Origin of the sequence: Arthrobacter sp. MMS18-M83 (assembly GCF_026683955.1) — a bacterium.
Taxonomy (GTDB): Bacteria; Actinomycetota; Actinomycetes; order Actinomycetales; family Micrococcaceae; genus Arthrobacter.
This window is the reverse complement of sequence record NZ_CP113343.1, coordinates 2,574,436-2,588,254: the sequence shown is the minus strand read 5'-3', so window position 1 is coordinate 2,588,254 and position 13,819 is coordinate 2,574,436. Positions and strand designations below refer to the sequence as shown.

At 64.6% G+C, this 13,819-nt stretch carries 15 protein-coding genes; 5 read left to right on the top strand and 10 right to left on the bottom strand.

Annotated elements, in window-relative coordinates:
- Positions 1-34: 34 nt before the first annotated feature.
- Positions 35-805 carry an IclR family transcriptional regulator gene (locus OW521_RS12160; RefSeq protein WP_268019902.1) on the bottom strand — a complete coding sequence of 257 codons (771 nt, stop codon included), beginning with the start codon at positions 803-805 and terminating at the stop codon, positions 35-37.
- Positions 806-1,012: 207 nt separating this feature from the next.
- On the opposite strand from OW521_RS12160, the gene OW521_RS12155 reads away from it, so the two are divergent.
- Both OW521_RS12155 and OW521_RS12150 read left to right on the top strand, forming a co-directional pair.
- Positions 1,013-2,332, top strand: coding sequence for an MFS transporter (locus OW521_RS12155; protein WP_268019901.1), 1,320 nt, complete (start codon positions 1,013-1,015; stop codon positions 2,330-2,332).
- Positions 2,333-2,583: 251 nt separating this feature from the next.
- Complete coding sequence (locus OW521_RS12150; RefSeq protein ID WP_059388807.1) at positions 2,584-2,820, top strand: hypothetical protein; 237 nt, start codon at positions 2,584-2,586, stop codon at positions 2,818-2,820.
- Positions 2,821-2,837: 17 nt separating this feature from the next.
- On the opposite strand, the gene OW521_RS12145 is transcribed toward OW521_RS12150, so the two are convergent.
- From OW521_RS12145 to OW521_RS12115, 7 genes are all read right to left on the bottom strand, one after another.
- Entirely contained in the window at positions 2,838-3,125 is a 288-nt protein-coding gene (locus tag OW521_RS12145) for a MoaD/ThiS family protein (RefSeq protein ID WP_184740006.1), read from the bottom strand.
- 8 nt (positions 3,126-3,133) lie between these two features.
- On the bottom strand, positions 3,134-4,288 hold the full coding sequence (locus tag OW521_RS12140; RefSeq protein WP_268019900.1) for a WD40/YVTN/BNR-like repeat-containing protein: 1,155 nt from the start codon (positions 4,286-4,288) through the stop codon (positions 3,134-3,136).
- A 57-nt stretch (positions 4,289-4,345) separates the two neighbouring features.
- Positions 4,346-4,546, bottom strand: a complete 201-nt coding sequence (locus OW521_RS12135) for a hypothetical protein (RefSeq protein ID WP_268019899.1) — start codon at positions 4,544-4,546, stop codon at positions 4,346-4,348.
- 366 nt (positions 4,547-4,912) lie between these two features.
- A complete protein-coding gene (locus tag OW521_RS12130; protein ID WP_268019898.1) occupies positions 4,913-6,304 on the bottom strand; it encodes a GntP family permease in 1,392 nt (463 codons plus the stop codon).
- Positions 6,305-6,326: 22 nt separating this feature from the next.
- Complete coding sequence (locus OW521_RS12125) at positions 6,327-6,962, bottom strand: bifunctional 4-hydroxy-2-oxoglutarate aldolase/2-dehydro-3-deoxy-phosphogluconate aldolase (RefSeq protein ID WP_268019897.1); 636 nt, start codon at positions 6,960-6,962, stop codon at positions 6,327-6,329.
- Positions 6,952-8,619: an N-acyl-D-amino-acid deacylase family protein gene (locus tag OW521_RS12120; RefSeq protein WP_268019896.1), complete on the bottom strand. Its 1,668-nt coding sequence runs from the start codon at positions 8,617-8,619 to the stop codon at positions 6,952-6,954. The genes OW521_RS12125 and OW521_RS12120 overlap by 11 nt, the downstream gene beginning before the upstream one ends.
- A 10-nt stretch (positions 8,620-8,629) precedes the next feature.
- Positions 8,630-9,982 (bottom strand): alanine racemase, encoded by a 1,353-nt coding sequence (locus tag OW521_RS12115; RefSeq protein WP_268019895.1) that lies wholly within the window; start codon positions 9,980-9,982, stop codon positions 8,630-8,632.
- Positions 9,983-10,213: 231 nt separating this feature from the next.
- On the opposite strand from OW521_RS12115, the gene OW521_RS12110 reads away from it, so the two are divergent.
- From OW521_RS12110 to OW521_RS12100, 3 genes are read left to right on the top strand one after another with little or no spacing between them, the layout of a single operon-like run.
- The gene (locus OW521_RS12110; RefSeq protein WP_268019894.1) at positions 10,214-11,245 is read left to right on the top strand and encodes a sugar kinase; all 1,032 of its coding nucleotides are present in this window, start codon (positions 10,214-10,216) and stop codon (positions 11,243-11,245) included.
- Complete coding sequence (locus OW521_RS12105; protein WP_268019893.1) at positions 11,242-12,003, top strand: IclR family transcriptional regulator; 762 nt, start codon at positions 11,242-11,244, stop codon at positions 12,001-12,003. The genes OW521_RS12110 and OW521_RS12105 overlap by 4 nt, the downstream gene beginning before the upstream one ends.
- The gene (locus tag OW521_RS12100; RefSeq protein WP_268019892.1) at positions 12,000-12,404 is read left to right on the top strand and encodes a RidA family protein; all 405 of its coding nucleotides are present in this window, start codon (positions 12,000-12,002) and stop codon (positions 12,402-12,404) included. Before OW521_RS12105 ends, OW521_RS12100 begins: the two co-directional genes overlap by 4 nt.
- Before the next feature lie 89 nt (positions 12,405-12,493).
- Here the strand turns inward: OW521_RS12100 and OW521_RS12095 are convergent, their stop codons facing one another.
- Positions 12,494-12,847, bottom strand: a complete 354-nt coding sequence (locus OW521_RS12095) for a rhodanese-like domain-containing protein (protein ID WP_268025849.1) — start codon at positions 12,845-12,847, stop codon at positions 12,494-12,496.
- A gap of 149 nt (positions 12,848-12,996) precedes the next feature.
- A complete protein-coding gene (locus tag OW521_RS12090) occupies positions 12,997-13,812 on the bottom strand; it encodes an IclR family transcriptional regulator (RefSeq protein ID WP_268019891.1) in 816 nt (271 codons plus the stop codon).
- Positions 13,813-13,819 lie beyond the last annotated feature (7 nt).

Genomic DNA, 13,819 nt, shown 5'->3' with positions numbered 1-13,819 from the left:
CTTATCGCGAACAAAAGTGACTGCCGCCAGACTCTTAGCGCTGCGGCAGGCGGTCGGCAAGCTCGGACGCCGCACTCTTCAGCAGGGGAACGACGGCCACGAGCTGTTCCACGCTCATCCGGAAGACGGGGACCGCGGTGGCAAGGGATGCGAAGGCAACACCTTGGGAGTTGAGCACGGGGACGGCAACAGCGCGCATCCCCACCTCATTCTCCTCGTCCATGATCGCGTAGCCCTGGCGCCGGACTTTTTCGATTTCCAGGCGGAATGCGTCGCGGTCTGTAATGGAGAACTCCGTGAGCGGCTCCAACTCGAGCTCTTCCACGAGCTGCTGCCGCTCGTGGTCATCCGCGAAGGCGACCAATGCCTTACCTACCGCCGTGGTGTGCAGCATTCCAAGGTGCCCCGGATCGCTCGTCACCCGGAACATCTGGGGGCCGTCCACCTTGTTGACCGTGAGGTGGTGGTGGCCATCCCGTACGGAAAGGATGGTGGCCTCGCCGGTCCCCTCCGTGACGCGCTGCAAGATGGGCCGCGCGGTACCCGCAAAGCCGTGGTGATTGGACACCCGCTGCCCAAGCTGGAAGACACGAAGGCCCAGGTGATAGCGGCGCCCATCTGGCTCATAGTCCACAAAACCGTCGCGGGTCAGGGATCCGAGCAGCCGGTACGTAGTACTGAACGGCAGCTCCGCCTGGCGGGCGAGCTCGGAGGCGCTGGCCCCTTTCGGCTCGTTGCCTAGCAATACGAGGAGGCCCAGGGCCTTGCCGATCATGTCGGTCTTTGTGTCTTCCTTCACATCCATAACTAAAGATTGCCACATCGTGAGAGCTATATCTAGATGGTGAGTAAATATCTTGACAAGTGACTGCGCTCACAGTCATTATTGCTATATCGCACAAGTAGCTCTCACAATGTGGCTACAGCGTGAGGCCGCTGCCGGACCCACATCAGCGTTCCAAGTAAGCAAATTTCAGCCAGATGCGACATCGCCGTCACACAAAGGAACATCATGAGTCACACCATCCCGTCTACGACGCCGGGCACCGCTGCCACGGCGGGGACGCCGAAGAAGGCCGCCCTCGCGAGCTTCCTCGGCAGCGCAGTCGAGTACTACGACTTCTTCATCTTCGGTTCGGCCGCGGCCTTGATCTTCCCGCACGTCTTCTTCCCCAGCGCGGACGCCAACGCAGCCATCATGTCCTTCGCGACATTCGGCTTCGCCTACATAGCAAGGCCGGTCGGTGCCATCATCCTGGGCCACTTCGGAGACCGCATCGGCCGCCAGCGCGTACTGATGTTCACGCTGGTACTCATGGGCGGTGCGACGTTCATCATTGGCTGCCTCCCCGATTTCAAGGCCATTGGCTGGTGGGCTCCGGCCCTGCTGGTGTTCGCTCGCCTTTGCCAAGGTCTTTCGGCTGCCGGCGAGCAGGCCGGCGCCTCGTCCATGACGCTGGAACACGCCCCGGACAACCGCCGCTCCTTCTTCACGTCCTGGACCCTCACGGGAACCCAGGGCGGCCAGATCCTCGCAGCATTGGTCTTCATCCCCGTCGTCGCCCTCCCGGATGAGGTCAAGTACGGCATCGGCTGGCGTATCCCGTTCTGGCTCAGCGCTGTGGTGGTCCTGGTTGCCTTCTTCATCCGACGCACCCTCCACGAGCCGCCGGCATTCGCCGAAGCCAAGAAGAACAACCAGATCGCCAAGCTCCCAGTGGCCGACCTCCTCAGGCTGCACTGGGCCGACGTCCTGCGCGTTATCTGCTGCGCCTTCATCTCCGCCGTGAGCACCGTCTTCGGCACCCTGGCCATTGCCTACGCCAAGGACGTGGCCCACGTCAACAGCACCATCACGCTGTGGCTCGTCGTCGCTGCCAACATCGTGGCCCTTGGCACCCAGCCGGTCTTCGGCAATCTGGCTGACCGGATCGGCCGCAAGCCCGTATTCATCTACGGCGCCATTGCCAGCGCCATCATGACGCCGGTGTTCCTTTTGACGCTCGAATCCGGAAACGTGCCGCTCATGTTCCTGGTATCCGTGGTGTACTTCGCCCTCGGCTACGCCGCCGCCAACGCCGTGTGGCCTTCCTTTTACGGCGAAATGTTCAGCACCAAGGTCCGCTTCTCCGGCTTGGCCATCGGCACCCAGATCGGCTTCCTCATGGCAGGCTTCGCCCCGACCATCGTCACCGCAATGGGCGGCACCAAGGCCGGCGGCTGGATCCAGATCAGCATCTTCACCGGAGTCATCTGCGTCATCGCAGCCGTCTCCGCAATGACGGCCCGGGAATCCTTCAAGACCCCGACGGCGGAACTCGGCCTGAGGTAACTTCCCCGCTCTACCCCCATCCATTGCTCCGTACCCGCCGTTTTGAGCCCTCAGAACGGCAGGTGCGTGGGCCCACGCCGGCAGGGTTCCCTGGCCGAACTTGTGAGGCTAGGGGGCCGGTGGGGAGCAATGGATTTTTTTGTGTACGGAAGTCTTACCCACGGCTAACCCGTGCGAAACCACCCTGCAACATTGGCCCGCCACACTGGAATAGCCGGCAAACGCTGGCAGCTCCAGCCAGGGAGGCCACCATGTTGAAGGAAGTATCAACCCACCCCACACGAATCCGCGCGCTTGACCAGCTGCACCGCGGCGACCAGATCGAAGCCCGGCTCTCCGTCGGACCCTCCTACGATGACGTGGTCATCCGCCGAGGCAGCGTCCAAGAGACGGCCCCGGGCATCGGCGTCGTCTGGATTATGGATCAGCTGACTGGCCTGCGCAAGGCCATCAATACCGACGAATGCACCGTCTGGCGAGTGGCCTGATCCTGGCCCCGAACCGCTCAGCCGCCAGCCACGGACTGGATGATCAAGACCTCCTGGCCGGCCGCAACCTCAGTATCCAGACCTTTCAGGCGCCGGACCTCCTCGCCATTCACGTAAATATTCACGTAGCGGCGGAGGGACCCGGTCTCGTCCCGGAGCCTCCGGGCAAGCACCGGGTAGTCCCCGGTCACAGCGTCAAGCAAGCTTTCCACGGTCACAGCTCCGTCGGCGGGCGTAGTCAGGTAGGACTGCCCGCCGGCGAGTGGCTGGAGGACGCTGGGCAAAACCACGGTGATGTCGGACAAGACCCGTCCTACGCCGGCAGACCGGATGCCGCAGAGGCAGCGGCCAATTCGGCGGACAGATCACCGGAGACAACGGCAGCCCGGACGCACAACACATCGGGCAGATGCGAGGCAACTTCAATGAAGGACTCGCCCTCGTCAGCGCTGGCGTAGACCGAACCGCCGCGTGTTCCGAAGTACACCCCGGCAGGTTCAGCTGAATCCACCGCGGCCGCGTCACGGAGCACAGCATTGTATTCGTGGTCCGGGAGTCCCACATCCAAACGCTTCCAGGTCCCGCCTGCGTCGTCCGTGCGGTGCACCGCGAGATGGCCATCCGGCGGAATCCGCTCGCTATCTGCCTTGATCGGGACAACCCACGCGGTACCTTCGCGGCGCGGGTGGGTGAGCATCACGAAGCCGAAATCGGCGGGCAGCCCATCCGCGATGGAAATCCAATTCTCTCCGTTGTCATCCGTGCGGTACACGCCATGGTGGTTCTGCGCATACAGACGACCCTCGACGGCGGCATCCGCGGCGATCTTGTGCACGCACTGGCCGAACTCCGGGTTGGGATCCGGCATGAAGTAGGCCGAGATTCCCTTGTTGCGGGCTTCCCAGGAGGTTCCGCCGTCGAGCGATCTGTAAACCCCGCCGGTGCTCATGGCAACGTGGACGTTCTCCCCGGAGGGGTCGACCACGATCGAGTGGGCGGCAGCGCCACCGTAACCCGCTCCCCATTCGCTGCGGTGCGGATGATTCCACAGGCCACGGTTCAGCTCGAAGTGCTCGCCGCCGTCGGTGGATTTCCAGACGGAGATCGGTTCGCAACCGGCCCAGACGACTCCTGGCCGGGACGCAGAGTCCGGGTAGATCTGCCAAATCCGCTCCAGTGCGGCATCGGTGCCCTCTGGGAATTTGATGGCGCCCTGCTCGGGCTCGGTCCAGGTGGCGCCCAGGTCGTCGGAGTGGGCCACGGTGGGCCCCCAGTGTTCGGAGCGCACGCCCACCATGATCCGGGGCTTGTCCCCGCGCGTATCGATCCCGATGCTGGGGATCTCGCTCATGAGGAAGTGCGGACCGGAAAGGGACCATTCCTTGCGGTCTGAACTGCGTGCCAGCCACAGTCCTTTTTTGGTCCCGATCGCCAAGACATAACTCTCTGCGGTAGCCATGCACCCCATGCAACCATCCCCACGCGGGAGCCGCAACGGTTTTATGAACCGGTCTAGGAAACCTTCTCAGTCCACGAACTCGGACTGCGTCTCAATAAAGTCCCAGTCGGCATCGGACAGCCCGCCGGCCAGCTCTTCAAGACGCGGCCCACCGACTTCGGCAATGCGTTGCAGAACCTCCAGTGGAAGCTCGGCAGCCCGCAGGTTCTCCCGCAGCCATTCCTTGCTCTTGAGGTCAATGTCCAGCCACCACATGAAGATCTCCACGTGGACCACCCCTTCCTGTGCAAGTTAACGCTAGGCCTGCGGAGGGTGCTCTACAAGGGGCGGAGGGCCCGATCGGACTCCGGTTTCCGGCCCTAATTTCGGGCTGGAACGGGCCTGGAAAAAGTAAAGTGAAAGTAGTTATTCAGATTGGTAGCGGAGGGCCGTTGGGGCACGTAAGCTAATTGTCAGCAGGAACCCAAAGAACCTGCTCCAAAGTCCGCTCCGGAGTGCGTATCCCCCAATAACGCACTCCGGAGCTCTTTGTTTAAGCGACCTCGGCGATGCGCAAAATCCCAGGGGACGCGCAAAATCCCTGGCGCCCCCGGAATTCCGGGGGCGCCAGGGATTTTGCGTGTCGCTCAGCTCCTAGACGAACTGGTACAGCAAGGCCGCCATGCCGAAGCCCACCACGGAGAGCACGGTTTCCAGCACGGTCCAGGTCTTCAAGGTGTCCTTCACGGACATGTTGAAGTACTTGGAGATGATCCAGAAACCGCCGTCGTTCACGTGGCTGGCGATGATGGAGCCGGAAGAGATCGCCATGACAATCAGCGCCAATTGGGGCTGCGAATAATGTCCGGCGGTGAGCGCGGGGGCTAGGATCCCGCCGGTGGTGACGATCGCCACTGTGGCTGAGCCCTGCGCAATGCGCATGCCGCAGGCGATCACGTAGGCGGACACGATGACCGGGAGTCCCGCCTTGGACAAGGTGTCAGCTACCGCGTTGCCTACTCCGGTTGCCGAGAGGACCGCGCCGAAAAATGCACCCGCTCCAACAACAAGCAAGATCATGCCGACCGGCTTCAGTGAAGCAGAGCTGAGTTCGGAGAGCTCCTTGGCACTCATGCCCCGGCGAATTCCCAACAGCCACATGGACAGTCCCACAGCAACGGTCAGCGCGATGGCCGGGTTGCCAAAGAACACCAACGTGTCGCGGAATCCACCGGCGGGCAGGAAGACGTTGCCGAAGGTGGCGCCGAGGATCAGGACCATCGGCAGGCCAATGGCCAGCGCAACAAGGCTCATTGGCGGCTCGTGGCCCACGGCCTCCTCGGCCTCCGGGATCACGCGGTCCTCCGGAACGGCGATCTGCACGCGCTTGCCGATCCACCGGCCCCAGAGGATGCCGGAGGCGAACCACGCCGGGATGCCGCAGGCCAAGCCCATGATGATGATCCAGCCAAGTTCAACGTGGAAGAGTCCGGCCGCGGCCACGGGGCCTGGGTGCGGCGGCAGGAAGGCGTGGGTTACGGAGAGGCCGGCAAGGAGCGGCAGGGCGTACAAGATGAGGGACTTCCCGCCTCGCACGGCCGCGACGTACACGAGGGGCGCGAGCACGAAGATACCGATGTCGAAGAAGACCGGGATACCAAGGACGAAGCCGGTGACACCCATCGCCACGGGGGTGCCCTTTTCACCGAAGAGCTTCACGAGCTTCCCCAGGAGGACCTCCGCGCCACCGGAACGTTCCAGGATGGCGCCGAGCACGGTACCCAGGCCGATGATCAGGGTGATGTGTCCGAGGATCCCGGCGAAGCCTTTCTCAATGAGGGCATCCCCGCTCTTGATGGGCGAGCCGACAAGGGCGTCGATGCTCACTCCGCCCACCAGCGCCACGAGCACGCTGGTACCCACCAGGGCGATGAACGGTTCGACCTTGACTTTGATAATCAGAAACAGCAGGAGGGCAATGCCCACACCTGCCAGGAGTAGCAGGCCGGCTGTATCGTGCCGCAGCCAGTTCAGGAATTCATTCATGGAGGTTACTTTCTGGGGATTCCTACGTCAGGGTGGCGGTGAAGGCGGAGGCCCTGGCGGAGATGTCTGCCCACTCGCCCGAGGCCACGGCGGCAGGAGGGACAACGCTGGTTCCGCAGCAGACCGCTGCTGCACCGGCGTCGAGATAGCTCTTGGCGTTCGACGCATCGATCCCGCCGGAGGGAAGCAGCCGAATGCCGGGGTACGGTCCCTGGAGATCCTTCAAGTAGGCCGGGCCGAGCTGCCTGGCCGGGAAGATCTTGACCGCGGCGGAACCGAGATCGAGGGCCTGCGCAACTTCCGTGGGCGTCATGGCGCCCAAGCTGAAGGGAATACCGGCCGCCACGGCCACTGCGGCCACCTCCGGACGAAGGCCGGGCGTCACCAGGAACTGGGCGCCGGCGTCGATGGCTGCCTTAGCCTGCTCGGCCGTCATGACAGTGCCGATGCCGACGGCGGCGCCGTGCTGGGCGGCGGTCTCCGCCGCCCGTCGCACATGGCTTAGCACGTCCGGCGTCGTGAACGTCAGTTCGACGCTGCGGATGCCGCCGTCGGCCAGTGCGCGGCAGAGCTCGGCGGCGTCGGGGATGAACGGCGCCCGTACGACGGCGAGGGCGCGGTCGGCTTCAAGCTGCTGGACGAATTCTTCAGGAGTCATGCGATTCGATACCTTCTTCTGGAGCTACTCGGGCGCGTCCGTCGGGGCTGCGACGCAGGGCTCGGCCGGCGCGGGCGCCGGTGGGCTTCCCGCCGTCGATCGCTGCCGTCCCGTTGACGAACACGTAATGGATGCCGGTGGCGGCTTGGCGGGGATTTTCAAAAGTGGCTTCGTCACGGATGGTCTGCGGATCGAAGAGGACGACGTCGGCCGCGTAGCCTTCGCGGATCAGGCCGCGGCGGTCGAGCTTGAGCCGCGCGGCGGGGCGTCCGCTCAAGTGGTGGACCATGTCTTCCAGCGTCAGCAAGCCCAAGTCGCGGCTGTAGTGGCCCAGGTAGCGGGGAAAGGTTCCCCAAGCGCGGGGGTGCGGCTTCGCCCCAACCAAAAGACCGTCGCTGCCGCCGGTGTGGGCCCGGTGGACCATGATGGCCTGCACGTTTTCTTCGTGGCCGACGTGCTGCAGGATCCCGGTGCCCAGGCGGTCTTCCTGGAGGATCCCCACGAACACGTTGAACGGCTCTTGTTCCGTTTCCTCGGCGATCGCAGCGATCGTCTTGCCCACATGGCCGGCGAGCGCGGGATTCTGGACGCCGCTGATCTCGAGGGTGTGCCACTCCGCAACCACTCCATGGCAGCCGTCGGAGCCGTAGATCTCCACGCTCTCGCGGATTTTCGCCCTGGTTTCGGGGTCGGCCAGCCGGGCCAGCGTGGCCTCGGTGCCGCCGGAGGATGCCCAGCTGGGCAGGATGGCCGAAAGGGTGGTGGCTCCGGGGAGGTAGGGGTAGGTGTCGAGCGTGATGTCGGCGCCGGCGTCGAGGGCTGAGTCGATCAGCTCCAGCAGCTCGCCCGCACGGCCCTTGTTTTCGGCGAAGTTCATGGTGGCGTGGGACAGGTGCAGTGCGCAGCCGGTAGTCCGGCTCAGCTCGATCATCTCGGCGTAGGCTCCGAGCGCGCCCTTGCCGTAGGAACGGTGGTGCGGGGCGTAGAACCCGCCCAATTCCCCCACGGTGCGGCAAAGTCCTGCCAACTCCTCGGTGCGGGCGTACATGCCGGGCGTGTAGGTCAGCCCGGAGGACATCCCCACGGCGCCTTCCTCCATGGCGGTGCGGACAACCTCCTGCATCCGTTCCTGCTGCTCCGGCGTCGGGTCCCCTTCGGCGAAACCCATCACTAGGGCGCGGACAGTTCCTTGCGGCACGAGGTAGGCGGTGTTGGTGGCGATCCGGCCTTTGTGGTCTGCGCGATCGAGGCGGTCAAGGTACTCGCCCACCGTTCGCCAGCTCCAGTCGAAATCCTGCGGATTATCGTTCCAACCGGCGATCTTTTCGCGGACTCCGGCGAGGGTGGCGTCGTCTACCGGAGCGTAGGACAGCCCGTCCTGGCCCAGGAGTTCGGTGGTGACGCCTTGGCTGAGCTTGGCGTAGTGGTCCTTGTTGACCAGTAGCTGCAGGTCCGAATGGGCGTGCATATCGATGAATCCGGGGCTCAGGACGAGTCCTGTGGCGTCGATGATCCGCTCGGCGCCTGTTCCGCTGGCGGTGAGGGATCCGACGTCGGCGACGACCGCGATCACCCCACCGTCCAGCAGGACGTCCGCCAGGCGACGGTCCGCTCCGGTTCCGTCCACCAGGACGGCGTTGCTGATGAGTGTCTTCATGGCACGTGTCCTAGAAGAAGGTGTGGATGAGGTCGACGACGGTTTGGTCACCGTCCGTGTCCGCCAGCACCGGGATGAGCGTCCACTTGTCGAAGGCGGTGCACGGATGCGAAAGTCCCAGGCGCACGACATCGCCGGGCCGCACAGTGGTGGTGCCGGCGTCGAACGTCATGAAGCAGTGCTGATCGTTGACCGCGGTGATCTCGGCATCGGCGAGCGGCTGCATCGGACCGCCGAGGGCGGGTCCGATCAGCTGCGGACGGGGCAGGCCCTCGTCCACGGGTAAGTCGCGTTTGCCGGCGTCGAGGATGGCCAGGCCGGGCTCGGGCTGGGATACGACTCGCGCCCAGCCGTGCATCCCTGCCTTGAACGGTTCGCCGCCGTCGCGGGAAAACGGCGAGATGCCGCGGTAGAAGCCGTCATCGTGGATGATGTACGCGCCGCTGCGGATCATGAGTTCCACGCGGGGACCGTCTTGCGTGCCGCCGCTGACGCACGGCGAGAGTACGTCGACGACGTCGTCGAAGTAGGCGCTGCCACCCGCGGTGAGGATGACGGCGTCGGACCCGTAGAGACTTTCGCTGAGCAGACTCTTGTGGAGCTCCCGCATCTGGCCCAAGTAGCCGCGGACGGCGGCGAGGCTGTCGGCGGCGGCCGTGTGGGCGAGCGATCCTTCGTAGCCGCTGACGCCGACCAGCCGCAAGTGAGGTGAAGCGGCCACGGACCGGGCGACGTCGAGCGCCGCCTCCACGCCCCGCGCACCCGTGCGTCCGCCGATTCCGCCTAGCTCAACCAGCACATCCAGGACGGCGTCGCTTCCGGCCGCTTCCAGTGTGCGTCCGATGACATCTACGGTGACGGTGGAATCCACCCAGGACAGGATCGGCTGATCCGGACTGGCGGTCGCGGCAACCCATTCGATGGCATGCGGATCGGTGAGGCTATTGGCCAACTGTAGCCGCCGCACGCCGAATTCGTGGGCAACGCGGAGCTGCGCGAAGTTCGCCACGGTGATCCCCCAAGCGCCGCGGTTGAGCTGTTCGGCCCACAACTGCGGTGCCATGGTGGTCTTGCCGTGCGGAGCCAGCAGCACGCCGCGTTCAGCACACCATGTGGCCAAGCGATCGGCATTGCCGCGGAGTGCCCCGGCGTCGAGGGTGAGCAACGGCGTCTGGAGGTCCGCAAGGGTGGGGCCTGCCGCGAGGAACTCGCGGTGGCTGGTGCCGTTGGCCGTGGCGGGCACTGCTTTGTGCCGCCAATCGAGCCGGACATCTGCCAGACGGGCCACGGCGTCGGTTGCAATTGCCCCAGACTCTGTCCCGGCTCCGGCCTCTATCCCTGCTCCGGACGTGGAAGTGTTCACCAGTTAGATCCCTTCACGGTGCGCATTTTTCGCAAGCTTTTCCGCAAGCCTCAACTGCGTTGCGTATTTTGCAACGCAGTTTGCAAAGCTGTTGGTGATATGTCTAACATGGTGCAGGATTGGGAGTCAAGGCCGTGGCAGGTCCCGGCAGCCCGATCCGGCCACAGAAATCCCTTTCTACGTGGGGGTGTCGAGTGCCGTTAGAAGCGGCAGAGGGAGTGCGGGAGTTTCATGCTTTCAGCTGTATGTGTGGGCGAAACGATGGCCATGCTCACCCCGGTGAACGCCGTCCCGCTGCACCAAGCCACCGAGCTACATTGCGGCATCGGCGGCGCCGAATCGAACGTTGCCATGGGCCTGGCTGCCATGGGCCTGGACTCGCACTGGGTGGGCAGGGTTGGCAGGGACGGATTCGGCACCCGGATCCTGGACGAGCTCAGCAGCCACGGCGTAGGCATCGCCGGCGTCGAAGTTGACCCGGGGCGGCCCACCGGCCTGTACGTCAAGGTCCCCGCCCAGGAATCAGCTCCCGACGGCGGCAGTTCAGTTCTGTACTACCGCCAAGGTTCCGCGGCGTCGGCCATGGGCCCGGGCACCCTGTCGAATCCCGCCGTCGAGCGCTTGTTGGAAGAAGCCCCGCTCATCCACCTAAGCGGCATCACTGCGGCGCTCTCGGCGGAATGCCTCGATCTGATGGAAGCCATCCTCGCCGCACCGAGGCACGGCCGACTCATCAGCTTCGATGTCAATTGGCGCGCCGCACTCTGGGCCGGGCAGGACCGCTCGGTGCTGCGCCGGCTAGCCAATCTTGCCGACATCGTGCTGGTGGGCAAGGACGAGGCCGAGCACGCCTTCGGCACCACAGACGAAACTGAGCTTCGGCACCTCATGCCCGATCCCGCCGTCGTCGTTATCAAGAACGAAGCCATCAGCGCCATCGCCCTGGAACGGGACGGCTCTCGCTCGGAAGTGCCCGCCTTGTCCGTGGACGTGCTCGAGCCGGTGGGCGCGGGCGATTCTTTTGCTGCCGGCTACCTGAGTGGCATGCTGTTCGGACTCGAGCAGAAGGCGAGCCTCCGCCGCGGTCACGTCGCTGCAGCCTGCACCCTCACTGTGCACGGCGATCGCGGCCCCCTTCCTGACTCCGCCCTGCTTTCGGCCATCCTCGATTCCACCGACGCCGAATGGGCTGCGATCCGCGTTTCCAGGGGGCACTTCAGCAGCCAGAACCGGAGCGTTCAAGATCGGAGCACAGCGCCATGAGCCAAAGCTTGATGCGGGCCCTTGACCTGCTTGCGGAACTCGCGGCCAAACCGGCCACCCTCGACGAGCTCGCGTCCAAAGCATCCGTCCACAAGACCACGGTGATGCGCCTCCTGCATGCCATGGAGGAAAAACGCTTCGTGGTCCGCGATGAGGACCAACGATTCATGCTCGGCTCCAAGTTGTTTGAGCTGTCCTCGCTCGCGTTGGAGCAGCGGGACATCCGCAAAGTGGCGCACCCGTACCTGGCCGAGCTGAACGGCAAGACCGGGCACACCGTGCACCTTGCCGCGTTCGAGGGAAATGACGTGGTGTACATCGACAAGTTCGAGTCCCACCATCCCGTGCGCATGTACTCCCGGATCGGCCTGACCGCGTCCTTGCATTCGGCCGCCGTCGCAAAAGTCCTTCTTGCCGACATGCCACGCAGCCGGCAGGAACGGATCGCCGCGAGCTTGGACTACACAAGAATTACCGACACCACCCTGACCTCACCGAAGGCCCTGCTGGCCGAACTGGAGCAGGTCAGGATCCAGGGCTGGGCCCACGACAACGCCGAGCACGAAGCCTTCGTGCACTGCATCGCGACCCCCATTCGCGACGCAACTGGCGCCGTCGTGGCCGCAGCCTCTTGTTCGGTACCGGTGGTGATGCTCAGCTATGAAGGATTGCTTGAGCTGCTGCCCGACCTCAAAGCCAGCACCGAGGCCATCTCCCGCGACCTCGGCTGGATCAGCCATGAAAGGAACTCAGCATGAGTGAAAAGACCGTAGTACTGACCGAAAATGCTCCTGCCCCGGCGCATGTATTTTCCCAGGGCATCCAGAAGGGTGGCATGTTCCAGGTATCCGGGCAGGGCCCGATGGACCCTGCCACCAACCAGTACATCGGCGAGGGTGACGTCCGCGTCCAGACCCGCCGCACCTTGGAAAACGTCAAGGCGATCCTCGAGGCAGGCGGCTCCTCAGTGGAGGACGTCATCATGTTCCGCGTCTACCTCACCACGCGCGACGACTTCGCGGCCATGAACGATGTCTATGGCGAGTTCATCACCGAAAACGTCCCCAGCGGCCAACTGCCGAGCCGCACCACCGTGTTCGTCGACCTCCCGCACGAAGTCATGCTCGTGGAAATCGACGCGCTGGCGGTAACGGCCTAACTTTGGTTTACGACGCGCAAATGGACCGGCGACACCGGAATTCTGGCGTCGCCGGTCCATTTGCGCGTCGCCAGTCGGTTGGAGCGTCGCTACACCTCCGGCTGGTGCGCCGTCACCAATCCGTCCGCCGCGGCAACAACAATCCCGCCAACTGTCTCCACCGGAAGACCGTTCCGGGCCCAATACTCAATGCCGCCGATCATTTCGCGTACCGGGTACCCGAGCTCGGCGAAGGCCAGGGCCGCGAAGGTACTCCCGTTGCACCCCGGTCCCCAGGAATAGACCACCACTGATGTCCCGGCCGGGATCAGGGTGGCCGCGCGCGCAGGGATCTGGGCCGTCGGCAGGTGCACGGCACCGGGGATATGCCCGTGGTCCCACGAAGACTGACGGCGCGTATCAACCAGCACGAAGCTACCGGGAGCCGCATCCGCGACGTCCATGACGTCGATCTCGAACCGCAGCTTGCTGCGGAAGTAGGCGGACGCTGCGCCGCCCTGCCCGGCCCCGGCCGCTGCGCTGCCCGCGTCAGCCGCGCCGCCCGCCCCGACCCCAGCCCCGGCGTCGTTCATTGGCTCTTCCATCCGCACCCCTAAGCCAGCTTCGCGAGTTTGGCGTTGGCCCGCCGCGATCCCAGCTTGGCCGAGATGCGGAGACTGGTTTCGGCGGCCATAGGACCTACTTCACGGACGCGTTTGGCGGTCATCCGGGACGACAACGAGGAGACGCTGACGGCGGCAACCACGTGGTCGTCGTGGCCGAAGATCGGGGCGGCGACGCACCGGACCTCGGGCTCGTTCTCGCGGTCATCAATTGCATAGCCCCGGCGACGGATTGCGGCGAATTCCGCCCGCAGCTGCTCGGGATCCGTGATGGTTCTGTCGGTGATCGGAACCAGCTCGCTGGCCAGGATTGACGCCACCACTTCCTCCGGACTGAACGCCAGCATGGCTTTGCCTACCGCGGTACGGTAGGCCGGCATGGTCGCGCCGACCCTCGATGCCATGCGAACCGTTGCCTCATCTTCCACCTTGTCGAGGTAGACCACGTCGTGACCGGACAGGACCACAAGGTGGCAGGTGCTTTCAGTGGCCCGCATCAGCACCCGGAGTTCGGCGTTGGCGACGCTGCGCAAATCCAACCGATCCAAATAGGCCTGCCCCAGTCGGAGGCAACCGTGACCCAGCCGGAAGCGCCCGCTCTCCGCATCGCGTTCCAGCAGGTTTTCCTCCAACAAAGGCGCTGCCAAGCGCAGCACTGTGCTCTTATTGAGCCCGGAGAGCTTGGTCAGCTCCACCAAGGCGAGTCCGTCCGCGCTCACCGGATGCTCCGCCACCACCGCCAGCAAAGCCAGCGCCTTCCGCAACGAGGCCGAGGAGTTCCGGGCCTCCGTGCCTTCTGTACCCACGTGTGTC

What these genes read in the sequence shown, in the direction of transcription:
- OW521_RS12150 (WP_059388807.1), top strand. Translation starts at nt 2,584, where the DNA reads ATGTTGAAGGAAGTATCAACCCACCCCACACGAATCCGCGCGCTTGAC.
- OW521_RS12140 (WP_268019900.1), bottom strand. Translation starts at nt 4,288, where the DNA reads ATGGGGTGCATGGCTACCGCAGAGAGTTATGTCTTGGCGATCGGGACC.
- OW521_RS12110 (WP_268019894.1), top strand. Translation starts at nt 10,214, where the DNA reads ATGCTTTCAGCTGTATGTGTGGGCGAAACGATGGCCATGCTCACCCCG.
- OW521_RS12130 (WP_268019898.1), bottom strand. Translation starts at nt 6,304, where the DNA reads ATGAATGAATTCCTGAACTGGCTGCGGCACGATACAGCCGGCCTGCTA.
- OW521_RS12160 (WP_268019902.1), bottom strand. Translation starts at nt 805, where the DNA reads ATGGATGTGAAGGAAGACACAAAGACCGACATGATCGGCAAGGCCCTG.
- OW521_RS12100 (WP_268019892.1), top strand. Translation starts at nt 12,000, where the DNA reads ATGAGTGAAAAGACCGTAGTACTGACCGAAAATGCTCCTGCCCCGGCG.
- OW521_RS12105 (WP_268019893.1), top strand. Translation starts at nt 11,242, where the DNA reads ATGAGCCAAAGCTTGATGCGGGCCCTTGACCTGCTTGCGGAACTCGCG.
- OW521_RS12120 (WP_268019896.1), bottom strand. Translation starts at nt 8,619, where the DNA reads ATGAAGACACTCATCAGCAACGCCGTCCTGGTGGACGGAACCGGAGCG.
- OW521_RS12095 (WP_268025849.1), bottom strand. Translation starts at nt 12,847, where the DNA reads ATGGACGTCGCGGATGCGGCTCCCGGTAGCTTCGTGCTGGTTGATACG.
- OW521_RS12125 (WP_268019897.1), bottom strand. Translation starts at nt 6,962, where the DNA reads ATGACTCCTGAAGAATTCGTCCAGCAGCTTGAAGCCGACCGCGCCCTC.
- OW521_RS12155 (WP_268019901.1), top strand. Translation starts at nt 1,013, where the DNA reads ATGAGTCACACCATCCCGTCTACGACGCCGGGCACCGCTGCCACGGCG.